23 protein-coding genes are annotated in these 17155 nt (G+C 65.0%); 12 read left to right on the forward strand and 11 right to left on the reverse strand.

The genetic code is table 11. The features are described 5' to 3' along the window. Positions 1-5 precede the first annotated feature (5 nt). Positions 6-1070 carry an endonuclease/exonuclease/phosphatase family protein gene (locus H6G99_RS11905; protein WP_199297161.1) on the forward strand — a complete coding sequence of 355 codons (1065 nt, stop codon included), beginning with the start codon at positions 6-8 and terminating at the stop codon, positions 1068-1070. On the opposite strand, the gene H6G99_RS11910 is transcribed toward H6G99_RS11905, so the two are convergent. Further along, complete coding sequence (locus tag H6G99_RS11910; protein ID WP_190611673.1) at positions 1037-1231, reverse strand: DUF2256 domain-containing protein; 195 nt, start codon at positions 1229-1231, stop codon at positions 1037-1039. The two genes, H6G99_RS11905 and H6G99_RS11910, sit on opposite strands and share 34 nt — an antisense overlap. 116 nt (positions 1232-1347) lie before the next feature. Here H6G99_RS11910 and H6G99_RS11915 point away from each other — a divergent pair, with 116 nt between their 5' ends. Next, entirely contained in the window at positions 1348-2343 is a 996-nt protein-coding gene (locus H6G99_RS11915; RefSeq protein WP_353617242.1) for a magnesium transporter CorA family protein, read from the forward strand. Here the strand turns inward: H6G99_RS11915 and H6G99_RS11920 are convergent. The 3 genes from H6G99_RS11920 to H6G99_RS11930 form a co-directional block, all read right to left on the reverse strand. Further along, the gene (locus H6G99_RS11920; RefSeq protein ID WP_190611676.1) at positions 2316-2579 is read right to left on the reverse strand and encodes a hypothetical protein; all 264 of its coding nucleotides are present in this window, start codon (positions 2577-2579) and stop codon (positions 2316-2318) included. The genes H6G99_RS11915 and H6G99_RS11920 overlap by 28 nt on opposite strands. Then, entirely contained in the window at positions 2576-2806 is a 231-nt protein-coding gene (locus tag H6G99_RS11925; protein WP_190611677.1) for a hypothetical protein, read from the reverse strand. The genes H6G99_RS11920 and H6G99_RS11925 overlap by 4 nt, the downstream gene beginning before the upstream one ends. A gap of 92 nt (positions 2807-2898) precedes the next feature. Beyond that, on the reverse strand, positions 2899-3351 hold the full coding sequence (locus H6G99_RS11930; RefSeq protein ID WP_190611678.1) for a CopD family protein: 453 nt from the start codon (positions 3349-3351) through the stop codon (positions 2899-2901). 132 nt (positions 3352-3483) lie between these two features. Here H6G99_RS11930 and H6G99_RS11935 point away from each other — a divergent pair, with 132 nt between their 5' ends. Beyond that, positions 3484-3870, forward strand: a complete 387-nt coding sequence (locus H6G99_RS11935; protein ID WP_190611680.1) for a hypothetical protein — start codon at positions 3484-3486, stop codon at positions 3868-3870. On the opposite strand, the gene H6G99_RS11940 is transcribed toward H6G99_RS11935, so the two are convergent. Genes H6G99_RS11940 through H6G99_RS11955 form a run of 4 tightly spaced genes read right to left on the reverse strand, consistent with a single transcriptional unit; the run spans position 3849 to position 5001 of the window. Further along, positions 3849-4292: a nuclear transport factor 2 family protein gene (locus tag H6G99_RS11940; protein ID WP_190611681.1), complete on the reverse strand. Its 444-nt coding sequence runs from the start codon at positions 4290-4292 to the stop codon at positions 3849-3851. The genes H6G99_RS11935 and H6G99_RS11940 overlap by 22 nt on opposite strands. Positions 4293-4304: 12 nt before the next feature. Then, a complete protein-coding gene (locus tag H6G99_RS11945) occupies positions 4305-4550 on the reverse strand; it encodes a hypothetical protein (protein ID WP_190611683.1) in 246 nt (81 codons plus the stop codon). Between the two features lie 14 nt (positions 4551-4564). After that, the gene (locus H6G99_RS11950) at positions 4565-4801 is read right to left on the reverse strand and encodes a chlorophyll a/b-binding protein (protein WP_094585176.1); all 237 of its coding nucleotides are present in this window, start codon (positions 4799-4801) and stop codon (positions 4565-4567) included. 56 nt (positions 4802-4857) lie between these two features. Then, positions 4858-5001, reverse strand: a complete 144-nt coding sequence (locus H6G99_RS11955; RefSeq protein WP_094585175.1) for a CAB/ELIP/HLIP family chlorophyll-binding protein — start codon at positions 4999-5001, stop codon at positions 4858-4860. A 137-nt stretch (positions 5002-5138) separates the two neighbouring features. On the opposite strand from H6G99_RS11955, the gene H6G99_RS11960 reads away from it, so the two are divergent. After that, complete coding sequence (locus H6G99_RS11960; protein ID WP_190611684.1) at positions 5139-5723, forward strand: EF-hand domain-containing protein; 585 nt, start codon at positions 5139-5141, stop codon at positions 5721-5723. A 2-nt stretch (positions 5724-5725) separates the two neighbouring features. On the opposite strand, the gene H6G99_RS11965 is transcribed toward H6G99_RS11960, so the two are convergent. Both H6G99_RS11965 and H6G99_RS11970 read right to left on the reverse strand, forming a co-directional pair. After that, a complete protein-coding gene (locus H6G99_RS11965; RefSeq protein ID WP_190611686.1) occupies positions 5726-6802 on the reverse strand; it encodes a DUF3616 domain-containing protein in 1077 nt (358 codons plus the stop codon). Between the two features lie 72 nt (positions 6803-6874). Further along, a complete protein-coding gene (locus tag H6G99_RS11970; protein ID WP_353617247.1) occupies positions 6875-8038 on the reverse strand; it encodes a glycoside hydrolase family 10-like protein in 1164 nt (387 codons plus the stop codon). Between the two features lie 202 nt (positions 8039-8240). Here H6G99_RS11970 and H6G99_RS11975 point away from each other — a divergent pair, with 202 nt between their 5' ends. From H6G99_RS11975 to H6G99_RS11995, 5 genes are all read left to right on the forward strand, one after another. After that, positions 8241-9218, forward strand: coding sequence for a glutathione S-transferase family protein (locus H6G99_RS11975; protein WP_190611689.1), 978 nt, complete (start codon positions 8241-8243; stop codon positions 9216-9218). A gap of 145 nt (positions 9219-9363) precedes the next feature. Then, complete coding sequence (locus H6G99_RS11980; RefSeq protein ID WP_190611690.1) at positions 9364-10503, forward strand: hypothetical protein; 1140 nt, start codon at positions 9364-9366, stop codon at positions 10501-10503. 38 nt (positions 10504-10541) lie between these two features. Then, positions 10542-11192, forward strand: a complete 651-nt coding sequence (locus H6G99_RS11985) for an ABC transporter ATP-binding protein (RefSeq protein ID WP_190611694.1) — start codon at positions 10542-10544, stop codon at positions 11190-11192. After that, positions 11189-11995, forward strand: a complete 807-nt coding sequence (locus H6G99_RS11990; RefSeq protein ID WP_190611695.1) for an ABC transporter permease — start codon at positions 11189-11191, stop codon at positions 11993-11995. The genes H6G99_RS11985 and H6G99_RS11990 overlap by 4 nt, the downstream gene beginning before the upstream one ends. A gap of 37 nt (positions 11996-12032) precedes the next feature. Then, entirely contained in the window at positions 12033-12212 is a 180-nt protein-coding gene (locus tag H6G99_RS11995; protein WP_094585167.1) for a hypothetical protein, read from the forward strand. 4 nt (positions 12213-12216) lie between these two features. On the opposite strand, the gene H6G99_RS12000 is transcribed toward H6G99_RS11995, so the two are convergent. Further along, positions 12217-13566 (reverse strand): cytochrome P450, encoded by a 1350-nt coding sequence (locus H6G99_RS12000; RefSeq protein ID WP_199297162.1) that lies wholly within the window; start codon positions 13564-13566, stop codon positions 12217-12219. A gap of 270 nt (positions 13567-13836) precedes the next feature. Between H6G99_RS12000 and H6G99_RS12005 the strand changes: the two genes are divergently transcribed. The 3 genes from H6G99_RS12005 (at position 13837) to H6G99_RS12015 (ending at position 16669) form a co-directional block, all read left to right on the forward strand. Then, on the forward strand, positions 13837-14148 hold the full coding sequence (locus H6G99_RS12005) for a hypothetical protein (protein WP_190611697.1): 312 nt from the start codon (positions 13837-13839) through the stop codon (positions 14146-14148). 176 nt (positions 14149-14324) lie between these two features. Then, complete coding sequence (gene cynS, locus H6G99_RS12010) at positions 14325-14771, forward strand: cyanase (RefSeq protein WP_190611698.1); 447 nt, start codon at positions 14325-14327, stop codon at positions 14769-14771. A 1571-nt stretch (positions 14772-16342) separates the two neighbouring features. Further along, positions 16343-16669 (forward strand): hypothetical protein, encoded by a 327-nt coding sequence (locus H6G99_RS12015; RefSeq protein WP_190611700.1) that lies wholly within the window; start codon positions 16343-16345, stop codon positions 16667-16669. Positions 16670-17155 lie beyond the last annotated feature (486 nt).

Below are 17155 nucleotides of genomic sequence, written 5' to 3' on the forward strand. Positions count from 1 at the left end.
AGCCGATGGCCAGTTTCACCCTGATGTGCTGGAACGTGGAGAACCTGTTCCTCCCCGAGGCCGGCGCCAGCGAGCAGGTGCATGCCCGTTTCCAGGCCAAGCTCGCCACGCTCGCCGCCGTGATCGACAGCCAGCGGCCCGACGTGCTCGCCCTGCAGGAAATCGGCCCGGACGGGGCCCTGCAGGCACTGCAGGGGGCGCTGACCAACCCCCTGCCCCATGCCATCGAGGGCAGACCCGACGGCCGGGGCATCCGCGTGGCCGTCCTGTCCCGCCATCCCTTCAGCACCAGCCGCTCGATCGTGGCCTTTCCGGAGATGATCTTCCCCGTCCAGGCCAGGGATCCGGTGTTTGATGATCCCGCCACCCCCGCGGATGAGTCCCTCACCGCCTCACTGGGACGCGGCGCCCTGGAGGTGGTGGTGGAGATCGAGGGGCACCCGGTGCGGATCATCACCGCCCACTTCAAGTCGAAGCTGATCTCCTACGCACGCCAGAAGGGGCTGGTGGACGGCAGCCAGTTCGCCCCGAACGACGAGAACGAACGCTATCGCTATGCCGCCTACGGCCTGTACCGGCGCACCACCGAAGCGCTGACGCTGCGGGATCGGGTCAACCAGATTCTCTCCGGCTGCGCCGGATCATCGGATCCGGAGGAAGGGCTGGGTCGCCAGAAGGCGGTGGTGGTCTGCGGCGATCTCAACGATGCGACCGACGCCGCCACCACCCAGATCCTGCAGGGGCCGAGCGGCTCCGAACTGGGCACCGAGGGATTCCGGCGGGGCGACAAGGGCGATGGCTACCGCCTCTGGAACCTGGCACCGCTCCTCAATGTCGGGCCGAACGGAGAACCCCCGGGCGAGGCCCCCTTCAGCCGCCGCTTCCAGGGACGGGGCGAACTGATCGACCACATCCTGGCCAGCCACCGGCTGGTGAATCCCGGCAACATCCCCGTGGCGCGGACGGTGCTGGCGGGCGACCATCTGCCGTCGATCTCCGAATCACCGTCGGACCGGGTCGCCGATCCGGGCTCGGATCATGCGGCGCTGGTGGCGGAATTCGAGATCTGAGGGCCTTCGATGGAATCCGGGCGGGCGCGGTTGCGGTGGCGCCGGCAGCGTTCGGAGCAATAGCGCACCTCCTCCCAGACCTGCTTCCACTTCCGGCGCCACTGGAAGGGTCGGCCGCAGACCGGGCAGGTCTTGGTGGGGCGATCGACGTGGTGGGGCATCCGGTCAGGGAGCGAAGCAGCCAGCCTGCCAAAACCGAAGCCGTTTCCGTGACACGATGGAGCCGATGTCTGACGCCAGCTTCTATCGGATCGGCCGTACGGGCCCGGTGAAGCGGGTGGCGTCGGCGATCGAGGCGGTGAGCGTCAGCGATTTGGATGGTTTCGCCTGGTTGCATTACCGCGAGGCCAGCAGGGACGATCTGGACCAGCTCGTCGGCCTGCTGGGCCTGCATGCGCTCTCGATCGAGGATTGCTTCGATGATCATCAGATTCCCAAGATCGACGATTATCCAGATAACACCTTCATCCTGTTCAACACATTTCAGTACGGCCACCGTGTCCTTGAGGTGGGTGAAATCAACCTGTTCCTCGGTCAGCGGTTTCTTGTCAGCATCAGCCACCTGGATTCCAGTCACCGCTCCTACCTCGATGGGGTGGAAAAGATGGTCGAGAGGGGCATCGAAGAGGCCCGCCAGGGCCCGTCCCATCTCATGCACCTGATCCTCGATCAGGTCGTCGATCAGAAGTTCTTGGCCATCGAGGCCCTCGAGGATGAGCTGAATGGAGTGGAAGAAGCCCTGATGGCGGATCCGGCGAGTTTTCAGCCGGTCGAGCTGATCCGGTTCCGGCGCTACCTGCTGCGGCTGCGCAAGAGCCTGTTTCATGAACGGGAGATCCTCAGCAAGATCTGCCGGGGAGATTTCCCCCTGGTATCCAAGAAGGCGATCTACCACTATCGCGATATCTACGACCATCTGGTTCGCTTCTATGAAGTCACCGAGTCGTACCGGGACATCGTCACCAGCCTGATGGAGATGTACCTGTCGATGCTCAATAATCAGATGGCCAAGGCCGCCAACGACACCAACGCCACCGTCCGGCGCCTGACACTGATCACGACGATCTTCATGCCGCTGACCCTGCTGGCGGGCATCGGCGGCATGTCCGAGTGGACGATGATCACAGGCCCCCGCAACTGGCACATCTCCTATCCGGCCTTCATGCTCGCCATGGTGGTGATCGGCTTCGCCAGTTACCGCTTCCTCAGCCGAATGGACCGGGACCACCCCCCCCCGCGGCGTGCTCAGTTGAGCCGGCGCTGGCGCGCCTGACGGCGGGAGGCGGCCTGGACAGTCCTGAGCTCGTCGTAGTTGGTGCACTCATGCCGCAGCACCTGGGTCGGCACATGCTCCTGCGCGCCGATGCGCGGCAGGTTCTTCAGCCGGACACGGTCGTGCCAGTCATCAAAAAGCGCCTTCTGGTCGACAGCTTCGAGCATGGCGCCCACTCCCTCGTGCGTGGCCGATCGCTGAAAGACTTTAGGAACCTGATCCGTCTGGCCGGTCACGGCTGGGAGGCAAAGGTGTCACGGCGTTTCTCGAGCCGCAGGAGGCGCTGGGCGTGGAGGTCGGTCTCCGCCGACCAGCCACCCGGCAACGGCTCAGGCGGTTCCGGCTCCCTGGGAGGCGGTTCCTGGGCGGGTTCCACCGGCGGCGGGCCATCCAGGGTGGCGACCACGAACAGGGCCACCAGCAGTTGCGCCAGAAAGGGGAGATCGATCATCGGGATGGACATGGGCGGCAAGGACATGACGTCGTTCTGCAGCCACCTTCCACCGGGCATGGGGAGTTGGGGTCCATTCTCCTGCGAAGAACGAATGGACCCGCTCATCCCAGCACGCCACCCAGCCGGATCAGGGCACCCACCACCACGAAGGCGATCGCCAGGGCGGTGATGCCGCGGATGTGCCAGGCCAGGCCGCCGAGGTTGGTGTCCGTGAGGTTGGGGATCAGCAGCAGCCGGGCATGCACGGCCAGGGCGGCAGTGGCGCCCAGCAGCAGCAGCTTGGTGCCCACCAGCACACCGATCGGGCTCGCCGGGTCGAACAATCCATCGAAGCCAGGCAGCAGGATCGAGCCCATCCAGAGGCCCGTGATCACCTGGATGGCGAGGGCCGTGAGGCCGAGGGGCTCGAAGATCGCCTCGAAATCACGGATGCGTTCAGCGCTCTGCTCCCGCAGGGCCCTCGGCAGCACACCCAGATCCAGCACCAGGTGGCCGCCGGTCCACACCGTGGCGGCCAGGGCGTGGACGATCACCAGCCATGGGAAGGGGGACATGGCCTCAACGCAGGAGGAACTCCCACCCTGGTGACGCGGGCGCCCGCGGGCGAGGACCGGCAGGGCAGTGGCGTCAGAATCTGTAGCAGCAGATACAGTTGAAAGCAGAACTCCAGCAGCAGGGCACCCCCCATGGCCAGCGGTTGCTTCCCCCATCAGTTCGAGGGCAGTTTCTCCGCCTTCAAGGAGCGTCAGCTGGTGTTCTCGCTCACCCGACAGCTGGCCGACGCCCAGTTCCGGCGGGGCGACCGTTGCCTGAGCGAGCGCCTCTGGCAGGAAGCCGCCGCGGAGGCCATGGACCCGGAGCGCATCACCGGCCTGCTCTACGGCGTCCATGACCATGACGACCCGGCGGCCATGGAAGCGGTGGATCGCCCCTGGCGCGAGCTGCAGCGCGAGGCCTCGCGACGCGCCGGCACGCCCCTGGCCCGGCTGGCGCGACTCACCGGGCGTCGCCCGGCAGGTACGTCATGCGCAGTCACCGCTCATCAGAGCCTTCAGGCCACGAACCGTCCGTAGAGCCAGCGCACGAAACCTCCCACCAGCGGCACCGGGGTGAAGGTGGGGCCGACGAAGTCGAAGTAGTCACGATGGTCGACGATCCGGCCGTCGGCGCCGAGGCGGAGACGGCTGGTGCCGGGATAGATGAATTCGATGCCCCTGATCTTCAGGCCCATCGTCCATTCCACGAAGGCCACATCGCCGCTGAGGGCCACGGCACCAGGCTCGAGGAAGACGTCATCGCAGCGCTGCAGCAACCCCTCCTGGGCCACGATGTAGGCCTCGAGGCCCTGCCGTTCCTGGGTGGGGTCGGTGAAGTGGACGTTCTCGTCGTATAGCGCCCGCCACTGCTCCGGCGTGGGCCCCGGAGCGCCGTAGGGCTTGGTGAACAGGGCCCGGAGGACGTCTTCCCCCAGCGGTGGCTGCTGCACGGCGGTCATGGCGGGGTGACCTCAGGCGGCGGCCGAGCGGGGACGGGTCAGGGCCAGGGCCGCTCCGCCGATGGCCACCAGGCCCAGGGCTCCGGCTGCGGCCAGGAACACCAGGGTCTGTAGGGCCAGCAGGAACAGGCCCAGGGCCGAAGCCGCCTTGATCTGCACCCGGGCCTTGATCAGCAGGGTGAGCAGCAGAAGCACCGTGGCCTGCAAACCGGCGATCCGGGCCGCCGTGAAGGGACACAAGGGGGGAGGGAGCAGCATCGGCAGCGGAACGATCAGAAGCAGAAGGGCAGGAACTGAGTGCGGCAGGCGGCGTAGCCGTCGGTCAGGGCGCCGAGGCCGATCTGGTGGGCGATGCCGGAGCCGGTGATGGCTTCGGTGAGCACACCGATCACCAGACCGAGCATGGCAGCACGGCCGTTGAAGAGCTCCACGCGCTTGAGCTGCTCCATGTGGATGGAACGCTCACTGTCGCCCTGGAGGAAGGCGTCGTTGGCGGGGGTGTTGGTCATGGGTCGGGCAGGGAAAGGAAAGGAAAGGAAAGGAAAGGGGCTGGGCCGTCGCTTGATCAGCCGAGACCGATCTGGGTGAGGATCCCCTGGCCGGTGAGCAGCTCGGTGCCGAGGCCGATCACGAAGCCGAGCATGGCGAGACGGCCGTTCCAGGTTTCGGCGAAGGCGACGAAGCCGAAGCGGGCGGAGGAGTCGGTCATGAGTGTTTCAGTTTGTTTCGTGGATTGTAACAGGTTGTAACGGTTGGCGTCAACCATGGCCGCAGGGGCAGGCAGCGGCAGCCAGAGGCGCAGGCAGCGGCGGCCCCGTACCATCGAGATCCTCTGCGGCCCGGTGGATGTCGAGCGTCTCCCTGCCGGCCGAGCTGATGCGGCGCTACCGGCGGCTGTTCAGCTTCTACGACCGCGACGGCGACGGCCGCCACACCATCGAGGGCGACTTTGAACCGGTGGCGGTGCGGATGGCGCGGCGCTGGCAGGGCCGGCCCAGCCGCTTCCCGGATCTGCTGGGGCTGCTGCTCGACACCTACCGGCACGAGAACGCTCGCCGCGACCAGAACCACGACGGCACGGTGGATGAGGACGAGTTCCTGGCCTCCCATGGCCGGGTGTTGGCCGCCTTCGGTGCCGATCCCCAGGCCGCCCGGGAGTTCATGGCCCGCTCCGCCGGCGGCTTCTTCGATGTGCTCGACCTCGATGGCGACGGCCAGCTCGAGCTCGACGACCTGGCCGCCTTCGCCGCCGCCTACGGCCATCCCACCGCTGGCATCGCCGCCAACCTCGAGCGGATGCTGGCCGCGCTGGGGCTGCCCCCGGGCCGCTTGCCGCGGCAGGCCTTCCTGACGCTGGTGGAGCAGTACTGGTTCGATCCCTCGCCGGAGGCCCCCGGCCGCCACCTGTTCGACGGGGTGGAGCTGGGCTGACGTCAGTCCGGCAGCACAAAGCCATCCAGGCGGGTGCTGACTCCCTGCTCGCCAATCCTGGCGGCCACCGGATCGTCGTAGGCCACCCAGGCCAGCAGCTGGTCGCCATGGCGCTGCACATCCAGGCCCTCCGGTTTGTCGCTGCCCTGGCCGGGGCGACCGGGGCGGCCATCCCGGATCCACAGCAGGGGCTCCGTGGTCTCCAGGGTGATGCCGTCCTGCTGGGGTGAACCCTGCGGGCTAAGGGCGTTGCGCCAGCGGTGCAGGTAGCAGGGGCCGGCCAGGTCCATCGTCGGCCCGGCCAGCACCAGCACGTCGTCGCTGCCGGGGACCACTGCCAGATCACGCACCGCCAGGCCGCTGAGGGAGAGGTAGCGGCAGCGATGGGCCTCCAGGCTGAGGGTGGGGCCGTCGCCATCGAGGCCACCCAGGCGCAGGTCGAGCACCAGGGCGATGCCCCGCAGGACGGGCCCGCGCAGCCCCACCAGCACCCGCTCGCCACGGGCGGCGATGCCTTCGATGTCGAGTCCGTTGTCCTTGCTGGGGATCGCCAGAAACGGGGCGATCCGCCGGTCGCTCGCCAGGGCCTCGGTGAGGGCATCGCGGCCCTCGGCGGCATCGAAGGCCAGCCGCTGCCCTGCCACGGGCCGGCCCTCCCCATCCAGCCGCAGGCAGCCGAGCACATGGGCGTTGCGGCTCTGCCTGTCGTGGAGCTTCAGGGGGCCTGCCTTGGCGTCGTGCTTCCGACGCCGCAGGGAATGGGAGCCCACCATCCAAAGGCGATCGGCGTCACGGGCCAGCCCCTCGATGTCCGATTCGCCGTCGTCCTTGCCACCGGCAAGACCGAACTCCCTGAGCTTCACGGCGCTGAGGTTGCCGTAGTGGTGATCGCCGAGGCGGTCCAACCGGTACAGGCTGCGTCCCTCATCACCCCCCAGCCACAGCACCCGGTCAAGGGCCACCAGGGCGGAGAGGTTCTGCCGCAGTTCCTCGGCTTCCGTGTCCTTGGCGGGGGACACCTCCAGGAGGCGCTGGTGGGTCGGGACGGCCAGGGGCAGGTCGGCGGCCGGCTCGGGCATGGGGAAAAGGCGGGAGATTCTTTCCTTGGTAGTGGGGCGTTGGGGAGTGTCAACGTCAGCTCCCGGCGTTCGCTAGGGAGGCGGCGGGGGCAGGGGCGGCGATGTAGCTCCGCGAACCCCGGGGCCGCCAGGCTCCTGCCGACGGGGGCCCAGCATCTGGGCCAGCCCGGCGATGCGCTCGGTGGGCGGCTCGGGGCCCAGGCTCCACAGGCTCTCGAAGTAGAAGAAAGCCACCCCCAGGCCCCGGGCCCGGTTGGCGGCGACTTTCTGCGCCATCAGCGCCAGGGGGGTGGGGCGGTTGCGCTGGCCGCTCATCACGGCGATGGCGGTGGGGATGCGCTGGCGGGCCTCCTGCACCTCCGGCCGGATGAGGTGGGGCCCGTAGCTCTCCAGATCGGGCCGGTAGATCTGCACCAGCAGTTCATCGGCGATGCCGCGCCGCACCCATTCGCGCCAGTCCTGCAGCTGCAGCTTGTAGGCGAAGTCGTAGTAGTTGGGGGAGATCGAGATCAGGGCGCCGGGGCGGGCGGCGCGTATTGCCCTGGCCAGCTGGTCGAGGAAGGCGGTGATGCGGTCGGCGCGCCACTTCACCCAGGCCGGGTCCTCGGGGTTGGCCGGTGGATCCTTGCCCGTGTCCTTGCGGTAAAGCGCCCTGGTGAAGGGGTCGTAGCCGAACTCCCGCGGCAGGCTCATGTGGTCGTCGAACTGGATGCCATCGGCGCCCCAGTCGTTCACCACCTCCAGCACCAGGTCGGTGATCAGCTGCTGCACCTCCGGCCGGAAGGGATTGAGCCACAGCACCCGGCCGGCGGCACTGGTGGAGGTGAGCCCGCCGTCGCGGGTCTGGGTGAGCCAGCTGCGGTGCCGTTGCGCCAGCGGCGACTCCGGTGGCGCCATGAAGCCGAACTCGAACCAGGGGATCACCTTGAGCCCGCGGTTGCGGCCGGCGCTGATCAGCTCGGCCAGGATGTCCTGGCCCTGCAGGCCGCGGAAGCTGAAGTCCTGCAGCTGGCGCGCCTCGCTCACCCGGCTGGGGTAGTACGCGAAGCCGCCGTTCCAGACCACCGGATAGAGCCGGTTGAAGCCCAGCTCCGCCAGCTGATCCACGGCGGCCTGCATGCGGCTGCGGTCCCGCAGCACGGGCATGTCGTTGGCGGTGAGCCACACCCCCCGCAGCTCCTCCGGCTGGTCCTGGGCTTTCGCCGCTGGCGACAGCAGCGGCAGGCACGCCAACACCCAAGCCAACAGAACCCCGCAGAGGACCAGGGCGATCCCGCGGAGGGGGTCGCGTCGGTTCAAACCGGCCATGGCATCCAGGGATCGGCGCCGCTCATCCCTCCACGATGGGGGCGATTTCCCGCCCTAGCGCCCAGGGTCCGCCGGGTGAACAGGTGGCGCAGGAGGCCCGTTAGGGTCCGCGGGCGTCATGGCGACCGTGATGGGCCTGCTGGTGGACGGGGTCTGGAGAGACCAGTGGTACGACACGGGCAGCAGCGCCGGCCGCTTCGAGCGCTCGCGGGCGGCGTTCCGCAACTGGATCACCCCGGATGGATCGGCCGGTCCGAGCGGGGAGGCCGGCTTTGCCGCCGAAGCCGGCCGCTATCACCTCTATGTGTCACTGGCCTGTCCCTGGGCCCACCGCACCCTGATCCTGCGCGCCCTCAAGGGGCTGGAGGACCTGATCCCGCTCTCTGTCGTGCACTGGCTCATGGGCGAGCGGGGCTGGACGTTCCAGGCGGCGGAGGGGGTGGTACCGGACCCCAACGAGGGCGCCGAAGCCCTGCACCAGCTGTACATCGTGGCCGATCCCCACTACTCCGGGCGCGTCACCGTGCCGGTGCTCTGGGACCGGCAACGGCGCACGATCGTGAGCAATGAATCCTCCGAGATCCTGCGGATGTTCAACAGCGCCTTCGATCACCTGGGCGCCCGGGAGGGGGACGTCTATCCAACGGCGCTGCGCGAGGACATCGACCGCCTCAATGAGCGGATCTACGCCACCGTCAACAACGGGGTGTACCGCTGTGGCTTCGCCACCACCCAGGAGGCGTACGAGGAGGCGCTGGGTCCCCTGTTCGCCACGCTCGACTGGCTGGAGGGGCACCTGGCCGGCCAGCGCTATCTGCTGGGATCGGCGATCACCGAGGCGGACTGGCGCCTGTTCACCACCCTGCTGCGCTTTGATCCGGTCTATGTGGGGCACTTCAAGTGCAACCTGAAACGGCTGGTGGACTACCCCCACCTGTTCGCCTACACCCGCGATCTCTACCAGGTGCCGGGGGTGGCGGAGACGGTGAACATGGCGCACATCAAACGGCACTATTACCAGAGCCACACCATGATCAACCCCACGGGTGTTGTGCCGGTGGGTCCGGCGATCGACTATCTCCTTCCCCATGGCCGGGAGCCTGTGTGAGCCGCAGGTCGGCCGCCCCGTAGCTGCAGCGAAAGGCGCCCCAGCTGAGCCACCTTGCACACCAATAAGAAATGTGGGACCGCCTCCTGGGCGCTCTGAGGTGCCATTGAGACTGGGCCCCAGATGACGGCCTCAGACAACGCGAATGGCAGATTCCGAACGGGGCAGAACATTCAACAATATCGTCTCAGGCATCGCCGCCATCGCCGGCACCATCGGCTTGATTGTCGCCACGATCACCTCCAACGAAGTCAACAAACTGTCGCAGCAATCACGGACGGCGGGACTGGTTGGTGATCTCACCGATAAACTCACATCAAAGCAACTTGGCAGAGATATCTCCCTGCTGGCCATCGAGCACATGCTCAACACGGAGCCGGGGAAGGATAAGGCCCCGAGGGACAAGTTACTGCTCGCACGCATCTCGATCCTGCTGATCGAGGGGTCATCCGGGGAAGAGTCGATCAATGCCCAGAATAACAATTCCCGCCACGCCTCCGCCACCCAGACCCAGTTCAACCATGGCGTTGACCAGGCCGCGAGGGTGCTGAATCGTCTGGTTCAGAGTTCCGGCGAGGCCTGCAATGACTACTACCAGCAGCAGGTGTTCAACCTCCATCTGAAACTTGGTGGCCAGGATCTGACGCCGGCTGCTGACATCCAGGCCGATTGCGGTGAGGCCGGGGCGCTGGCGATCGACGCGCTGCGCAAGCAGGTGGAAGGCAAGGACAGCAATGGCGAACAGTCGGTCAGCGTCTCCCAGCTGGCCCAGGATCCGATCGTCGATCCCAGGCTGGTGGCGGGCTCCCTGGCCCAGGCCAGGGTGGTCAACCAGCTCAATGCCGTCAGGCTCGAAACGGCTCGGGCCAAAAGTGCCTACACCGAACCAAGTCTGGCCGTCGTCACCGTCCATCTGGACAATCCGTCCATCGCCGAGCAACTGAAACCCATCCTGGTCCAGCTTTCCGCCAAGCGCTGGTACATCGTCTCTGGCGTGCGCTTCGTGGAACCGTCATCGAGCAGCTGCGGTCCATACAACTCCGTTCGTTTCTTCCACAAGGCCGACAACGACCTGGCCGAGAAGCTGATCGCCCAGATCAGCGCCCTCAAGACAACCTCGCCATCGGTCCGCGCCCTTCTTGCCGGAACCGGGAATACAAAGCCCGGCATCTCTCCCATCGACCTGAGCACATGGAGGTACGCACGCTCCGTCCCCCAGGGCACCGTGGAGCTGTGGCTGGCCTCCAAAGGCACCCGCTGCCAATCGGCGCCGGCCGGTGCGTGACGGGGTCAAAGTGAGGGATGGCTGGTCATCGCTCACCCTTGGACCGCCCCCAACTGCTGAGCGCCGCCGGCCTCGAGCGGCGACTGGGGGATCGGCTGCTCTGGAGCCAGCTGGATCTCGCGCTGGCCGGTGGTGATCGCCTGGGGCTGGTGGCGCCCTCGGGGGCGGGGAAAACCCTGCTGCTGCGCACCCTGGCCCTGCTCGATCCCCCCGAGGCGGGAACATTTCACCTGCTCGGGCGTTCGCCGGCGGCCTGGGGTCTGCCGCGCTGGCGGGCCATGGTGCTGTATCTGGCCCAGCGGCCCGTCGCCGGTGGGGGAACCGTGGCGGCGAACCTTCGCGCGCCCTGGCGGTTCCGGGAGCGGCGCGGGCAGGGCAGCTGGAGCCACGGGCGCATCACCGGCTGGCTGGCGGCCCTGGGGCGCGATCCCTCGTTCCTGGACTACGACGCCGAGCGACTGTCCGGCGGTGAGCTGCAGTTGCTGGCCCTGCTGCGGGGCCTGCAGTTCGATCCCACCGTGCTGCTGCTGGATGAACCCACCGCCTCCCTGGACGGGGCCACCACCGCCGCCGTCGAGGCCCTGCTGAGCGACTGGCTGGCCACCGGTGCGCGCGCCTGCGTGCTCATCAGCCATGACGGCGAGCAGATCGAACGCTTCGCCACCCGCACCCTGGAGCTGCAGCGATGACCCCCTCGAGCGCCGGCGCCCTGACGATCAGTGATGGCCGCCTGGCCCTGTCCGGCCTGCTGATCCTGGTGAACGTGGGGCTATCGGCGGCGCTGCGCCTGGGCCTGGGCCGCAGCCTGCTGGTGGCCTCCATCCGGATGGTGGTGCAGCTGCTGCTGGTGGGGTTCGTGCTCGAGTGGCTGTTCCAGCAGGACCAGGCGCCCCTGATCCTGCTGGTGGGGGCGGCCATGGCGATGATCGCCGGCGTGTCCGCCGTCCAGCGCACCCGGCACCGCTTTGCCGGCATCTACCTCAACAGCCTGCTGTCGGTGATGGCCTCCTCGGCGCTGGTCACGGGCTTGGCGGTGACGGGGCTGATCCGGCCCCAGCCCTGGTACAACCCCCAATATCTGATCCCCCTGCTGGGGATGGTGCTGGGCAACACGCTCAACGGCATCTCCCTGGGACTCGATCGCTTCATGGACGGCCTGCGCAGCGGTCGCGATCAGGTCGAAACGGATCTGGCCCTCGGGGCGACCCGCTGGGAGGCCTGCCAGGCGGTGGTGCGCGAGGCGATGATCCCGACGATCAACTCGATGATGGTGATGGGCCTGGTGAGCCTGCCCGGGATGATGACCGGCCAGATCCTCCAGGGGGCGGCACCGGCGGCGGCGGTTCGCTACCAGATCGTGATCCTGTTCATGATCGCGTCGGCGACGGCGCTGGGGGTGTTCGGCGTCGTGGGCCTGGCCTACGCACGGCTCACCAGCGCCGACCACCAGCTGCGGCTCGACCGCCTGGTGCGGCCTCGCGGCGGCCGATGACGAGGCTGCGTAGAGTCAAACCAGCAATTGATCAGACTTGAAACAGCTCATCGGGCCACTGCGCAGGGCATCCATCTATGGCGTCATCAGCTATCTGGGTCTTGTTCTGATCAACAACTCGGAGCTGAACCTTCCCAATATGTGGATCGCCTATCTTCCGATGTTCATCGGTGTCTATGTGGCGACTCAATGGCTGGACAAGACGTTTGGGGACTGACGATCTAAGAACCGGCAGCGTTGATTCGGCGGTGTGGGCGCACCAGCAGGCCATCCCTCGGGGAGGGGCTGGGAATGACCAGCAGCGTCAGGTCCTGATCCGGCTCCAGGGCAAGACTCAGCTGCTTGAGCAGCCCCACTGCCAATAGACGGATGTCCAGCTCCGCCAGCGCCTTGCCCAGGCAGACGCGCTCACCGCCTCCATAGGGCAGCAGGGTCACCGGTTCGGCTCCCCCCAGATGCCGCTGGGGCCGAAAGGCCGCCAGATCCTCCGGGTCTGCGCCATGGCGATGGCTGGCGGTGATGCTCACCTGCACCACGCGATCGGCCGGCACCAGCACACCCGCCAATGCAATGGGCTCCAGGGTGCGGCGAAAGAAGCCCCCCACCGGCGGGGTCAGCCGCATCACCTCCTTCACCACCGCATCCAGCCGCGGGGCCCGCAGGGCGTCATAGGCGCTCACGGCGTCCCCCTCGGCAGGGGGCCAGGACAGGCCGTCGAGTTCCTCCAGCAGCCAGGCCAGCTCGGCGGGATGCAGCAGCAGGGTGAGCAGCAGGCAACTGAGGGCTGAGGCGGTGGTTTCGTAGCCGGCGAACAGCAGCAGGAGCAGCTGCTCCGCCACGTCGTCGTCGGCCTGGGGGATGCCGGCTTCATCCAGGCCGCCGGCCAGCAGATCGAGGCCGCCTGCCGCAAGGGGAGCACCGGAGGCCGAGGCGATCTGGGCCTTGCGCAGCACGGAGCCGAGGCGCTGCAGCAGGCGCTGCCGAGCCTGGCGGGCGCGGGCAAAGGGACTGCCGGGCAGGGCGAGCGGAAAGGAGAACAGGCCCCGGCAACAGATTTCGAAATCCTCGAACAGGGCGTCGCGGTCGGCGCCATCGAGCCCGAGCACCGTGGTGGCGATTACGGCAAAGGCGAAGCGCCGCAACCGGGGCACCAGGGCCACGGGCGCTGGCGCAGCCGCCAGTTCCTGGTTGAGACCCTCCACCAACGCCACGATCGCCGGGCTGTAGCGCCTCAGGGCGGCGGCGGCGAACAGCTGGCCCACCACCCGACGGCGCGCCTTGTGGTCGGCGCCGTTGCGATTGGCCAGCGACAGCAGCCCCAGCAGTTGCCTCACGCTGTCCGGCCACCAGCCCTCGACCGCGTCAGCCTGGGCGAACAGGTCGGCGATGGCCGGCCCACCACGGATGAACACGGTGCGCTGCCCGAGCAGGCTGGTTTCGTAGACATCGCCGTAACGCTCGAAACGGGCGCGGGCGAAATCCGGGTCACGAAAGAAGGCGAGGGTTTCGAGCACCCCGCTCACCGCAGCTGTGCTGGGGACGGGCCGAAGGGTGGCGGGGTCGGGGAGCAAGCAGCGTCATCCGGGGCGGTCCCCAGGCTGGCAGCCAGGTGATCGCGGAGCGACGCCGTTGGCGGCAAGCCCAGCGGCCTGCCGCCGTGGTGGCGGGTGGAAAGGCGGGCCAGAGGTACCGGGAAACGTGACGAAATGGGCAAGGAGAGTGCCAAGACATGCGTATCAGCGGTAATGCAATGGATGGAAAGGTTGATGTTCACGATGCATGATCGCCGCAGTTCATTCCGCAGCACCAGGGATCGGCAGTACGGTTAAGGAGCCCATCCCATGAGAGTTGCGATGAAAACCTTATTGATGTCTTTCCTTACGTTGGCCTTGTTGCTGGCTTCACTGTTGATCCCATCTCCAGTGATGGCTCTTTCGAATCCAATCGCTTCACCGCAGACACTGCTTGGAGCCAAAACAGAGAGCGTTCCCGCCTCAACACAGGAGACTGACAGCAAGCTTCAGTCCGCCATTGGTTCTGTGACAGATGGGGGCGGCCAGACGGAGAAGAAAGGAAACACACAGGAGCGGGCCAAGGATGGCGCGAAGATCGATCAGATGACCCAAGGCCTGATGAAGGAGAAAGGCACCTGATGGGGTTTGGCGTTTAACCCGTGGGTCGGCAACGGCTGAGTCGGCGGCGTGGATCTCAGGCACCAGCCGGCCAGCACCCTGGCCAGGGCAATGGGGCGACCAGGTGGGAAAGCGCGGCTAACCTCTGTCGGGCCTCCACCACCTGGTCGCCCCGTTCCGCCCATCCGCATCGCGCCATGAGCCCACTGACCCCTCTCAGCCAAACTCTGCTGAGCGCCAAGCGCCGTAAGGGCGTGAGCTTCGCCGCGCTGGAAACACTTCTCCAGCGCGATGAGGTCTGGATCGCCAGCTTGCTGTACGGACAGGCCACGGCCTCTCCAGAGGAGGCGGAGAAGCTGCTGGCGGCCCTGGATCTGGATCCAAACCTGGCCAGCGAGCTGACAGTCCCGCCCGTGAAGGGCTGCCTGGATCCGGAAGTTCCGACCGATCCATTGATTTATCGCTTCTATGAAATCATGCAGGTGTACGGCCTGCCACTGAAAGATGTGATCCAGGAAAAGTTTGGTGATGGCATCATGAGCGCCATCGACTTCACCATGGAGGTGGACAAAGTGGAGGATCCAGCCGGCAACAGGGTCAAAGTCACCATGTGCGGAAAGTTTCTGCCCTACAAGAAGTGGTGATCAGAACCTCGTTGGTGCTGCTCTGACGCCGCGGCAGGGGGGGGGGGGGGGGCCTTGGGAGGCCCCCCGACGATTGGCCAAGCCTTCCTTCAACGATGACCGTGGATTGAAACTTTCACCCCTTTGCGCAGATAGGGATCAGTTCCTATTGGGTGGATCGGGAGAAGTCAATCGGGGCAACAGGATTCGAACCTGCGACCTAATGCTCCCAAAGCGACAGGAGAGCATCTGATCCTATCTGTTCCAAAGTGCTCCTATCTGCTCTAAGATTTTTCATAGTCTAGGATTTCGGCATTCAACCTCGGGGCGCGGCTGCTCAGGAGTGCTCGCTTCTTCTCCGTTCCGTCCAACCCCTGTCCAACCTCTGACCAACCGGTGGCCAACCACGCACCTGCTCAAGCGACGAGGGAGCCCCTTGTTCGGGCCCATTTGCGGAAGCACCTGCCCGCTCGATGCAACCTCGGTCCCGACAAAACCGGCTAGGCACGGTTACAACAGCGATTCGCCCAAGAGGACGGGCGGATCAAAAGCGTTTAGGTCTCACTTCCCTACGCCTGGTCCATTGAGAACGAACACGATCTAATCCAGCGACCACTGGTGATTGCGAGTTATGTGACCCAGGGGGAAGAGCTTCGACCTGCAGCGACCCTCGCCAACGGGGCAAGCAGCAAAGCGTCTTACAACTGGCCGGCTACAGCCACCGCGATTGAGAAGCACAAGAGGGAGCACGGTCCTGGGGTCAATGAAACGACCTAGCACATGAAATACGCTCCCGCTGTTTGGCGCATGGTCGATGTGATGCAACGTCAGGTAGCACCGGCCGATAGTCCCAACCTGCTATGAGCAGCCGTCCGTCAATGGGATTTGGATAGCCGTAGTCGCCAGATTGCAACCCAGAACGCTGCTGCCTTTCTCCGCTATGCGGTTGAGCGGCAAAGTGTCAGCGCAAGGACCTGGGCGCTCCCGCACAACCTCGCTACGGTCGTAAAACGTCGGGCCCCCACTCGCGAAGAGTTTGCTCTTTCCGACGGCCAGGTCATACGGCTGCGGAGGCTTCGCAGGTCATTGGCTGTAAACGATTTTGAGGGTAAAGCATCTCCTGATGGCGACAACAGAACACCTGGACGTGGTTGCCGGTCAAGGGTTCGATCCGTTCGAGGTGCAAGCCCTCAGGATTTTTGTACCGGAGGTAACGGTACATGAGCAGAGGGCTTGGCAGCCTTCAGGGTTCCCGGCGCTCACCGCTCCAGTACAGCCTCACGTTCCTGCGATCCCGGTGCTGAGGCCCTGCCATCTTCGGACAAGGCATGGAGCTAGTCCATCAGCTCGACGAGGCGGGTGACGCGGATGTCGGGTCTGTAGCTGGTAAGGGGATACAGACCGAAGGTGCGGATGGTGGCATTGAGACGGTGCTGGCACATCGAGACTTGGAAGTAATAGACAGGTTGCCAGCGGAACGTATGTTAGCTAGGGTTGTATGACATCCGCTAAAGGGGCGTCACTTATCCTGAAAGCCGCTGAGAACTTATTAACAACAATATCAGCTGAAATCATTCCTAGAGGTATTTCAAATGACTAACCAACAGTTTCTACTCCTCATTAGCATTGAATGCATTTCTACCGATGATCTAACAGGAAGCGATGAGCTCATTGGAAGGTTTGCTAATTTTTCGGCTTTTGACTTTACAATCGGAAGTTTCAAGGCAAATGACAAGGTAAACCTAGATCGGCAAGTAGCTCTTCCAGTAGATTTCTCAACTCTACAAATAATTGAGAGAGATTTAACGGGAGACGATTTAATTGATACAATAGATTTAAGACAGAATATGAATGCGCAAAGGGTAGTCACTTTGAGCAATGGTGCTGCCAATTATGTATTGCGTTTCATTGTTACCTAGAGAACATCTAATCATTAGAGAACATCTAATCAAAAGAAGGAACGTAAATCCAGGCTCAAGAATGGGAATTGAAAGGATGGCCAACCCCCTCCAGTTGGGGTTTACTGAGTACACGCAGACTTACGCTAGATGATTTAAGCGTCGCTAGTGCTTCTTGTACATGACTGATGTCACGGTTTCTTGGGAGGATTTTTTGGCACTCATCCAGCCTCCGTATCACAAGCTGACCAGCAAAGAGGCTTTCCCTCTGATTTCTTTGGGTCTGGTGGTGCTGGGGTAGCGTGGCTCGATCAGCATTGACCAATACTTCCCACAGCTTCATTGCATTGCCTCAATCTCAATTAAGAACTTCTCGCGTCTCATGCGTTTCTTGGCTGTGGTCTGCTGGCAGTCGGCAAGCCAAGCTGTTTGCCACCCATAGACGGAGGCTTAGCCTGTAATCAATAGGGCAGTTTTGCTCCAAGATAAGCTAGTATTTTCCAGATT

This window comes from Synechococcus sp. FACHB-909 (genome assembly GCF_014698945.1).
GTDB lineage: Bacteria > Cyanobacteriota > Cyanobacteriia > PCC-6307 > Cyanobiaceae > Cyanobium.

Bases quoted from the DNA above. Each gene is read 5' to 3' on its own strand.
- H6G99_RS11905 (WP_199297161.1), top strand. From the start codon at position 6: ATGGCCAGTTTCACCCTGATGTGCTGGAACGTGGAGAACCTGTTCCTC.
- H6G99_RS11910 (WP_190611673.1), bottom strand. From the start codon at position 1,231: ATGCCCCACCACGTCGATCGCCCCACCAAGACCTGCCCGGTCTGCGGC.
- H6G99_RS11925 (WP_190611677.1), bottom strand. From the start codon at position 2,806: ATGTCCATCCCGATGATCGATCTCCCCTTTCTGGCGCAACTGCTGGTG.
- H6G99_RS11930 (WP_190611678.1), bottom strand. From the start codon at position 3,351: ATGTCCCCCTTCCCATGGCTGGTGATCGTCCACGCCCTGGCCGCCACG.
- H6G99_RS11935 (WP_190611680.1), top strand. From the start codon at position 3,484: ATGGCCAGCGGTTGCTTCCCCCATCAGTTCGAGGGCAGTTTCTCCGCC.
- H6G99_RS11940 (WP_190611681.1), bottom strand. From the start codon at position 4,292: ATGACCGCCGTGCAGCAGCCACCGCTGGGGGAAGACGTCCTCCGGGCC.
- H6G99_RS11945 (WP_190611683.1), bottom strand. From the start codon at position 4,550: ATGCTGCTCCCTCCCCCCTTGTGTCCCTTCACGGCGGCCCGGATCGCC.
- H6G99_RS11950 (WP_094585176.1), bottom strand. From the start codon at position 4,801: ATGACCAACACCCCCGCCAACGACGCCTTCCTCCAGGGCGACAGTGAG.
- H6G99_RS11955 (WP_094585175.1), bottom strand. From the start codon at position 5,001: ATGACCGACTCCTCCGCCCGCTTCGGCTTCGTCGCCTTCGCCGAAACC.
- H6G99_RS11960 (WP_190611684.1), top strand. From the start codon at position 5,139: ATGTCGAGCGTCTCCCTGCCGGCCGAGCTGATGCGGCGCTACCGGCGG.
- H6G99_RS11965 (WP_190611686.1), bottom strand. From the start codon at position 6,802: ATGCCCGAGCCGGCCGCCGACCTGCCCCTGGCCGTCCCGACCCACCAG.
- H6G99_RS11975 (WP_190611689.1), top strand. From the start codon at position 8,241: ATGGGCCTGCTGGTGGACGGGGTCTGGAGAGACCAGTGGTACGACACG.
- H6G99_RS11980 (WP_190611690.1), top strand. From the start codon at position 9,364: ATGGCAGATTCCGAACGGGGCAGAACATTCAACAATATCGTCTCAGGC.
- H6G99_RS11990 (WP_190611695.1), top strand. From the start codon at position 11,189: ATGACCCCCTCGAGCGCCGGCGCCCTGACGATCAGTGATGGCCGCCTG.
- H6G99_RS12005 (WP_190611697.1), top strand. From the start codon at position 13,837: ATGAGAGTTGCGATGAAAACCTTATTGATGTCTTTCCTTACGTTGGCC.
- cynS (WP_190611698.1), top strand. From the start codon at position 14,325: ATGAGCCCACTGACCCCTCTCAGCCAAACTCTGCTGAGCGCCAAGCGC.
- H6G99_RS12015 (WP_190611700.1), top strand. From the start codon at position 16,343: ATGACTAACCAACAGTTTCTACTCCTCATTAGCATTGAATGCATTTCT.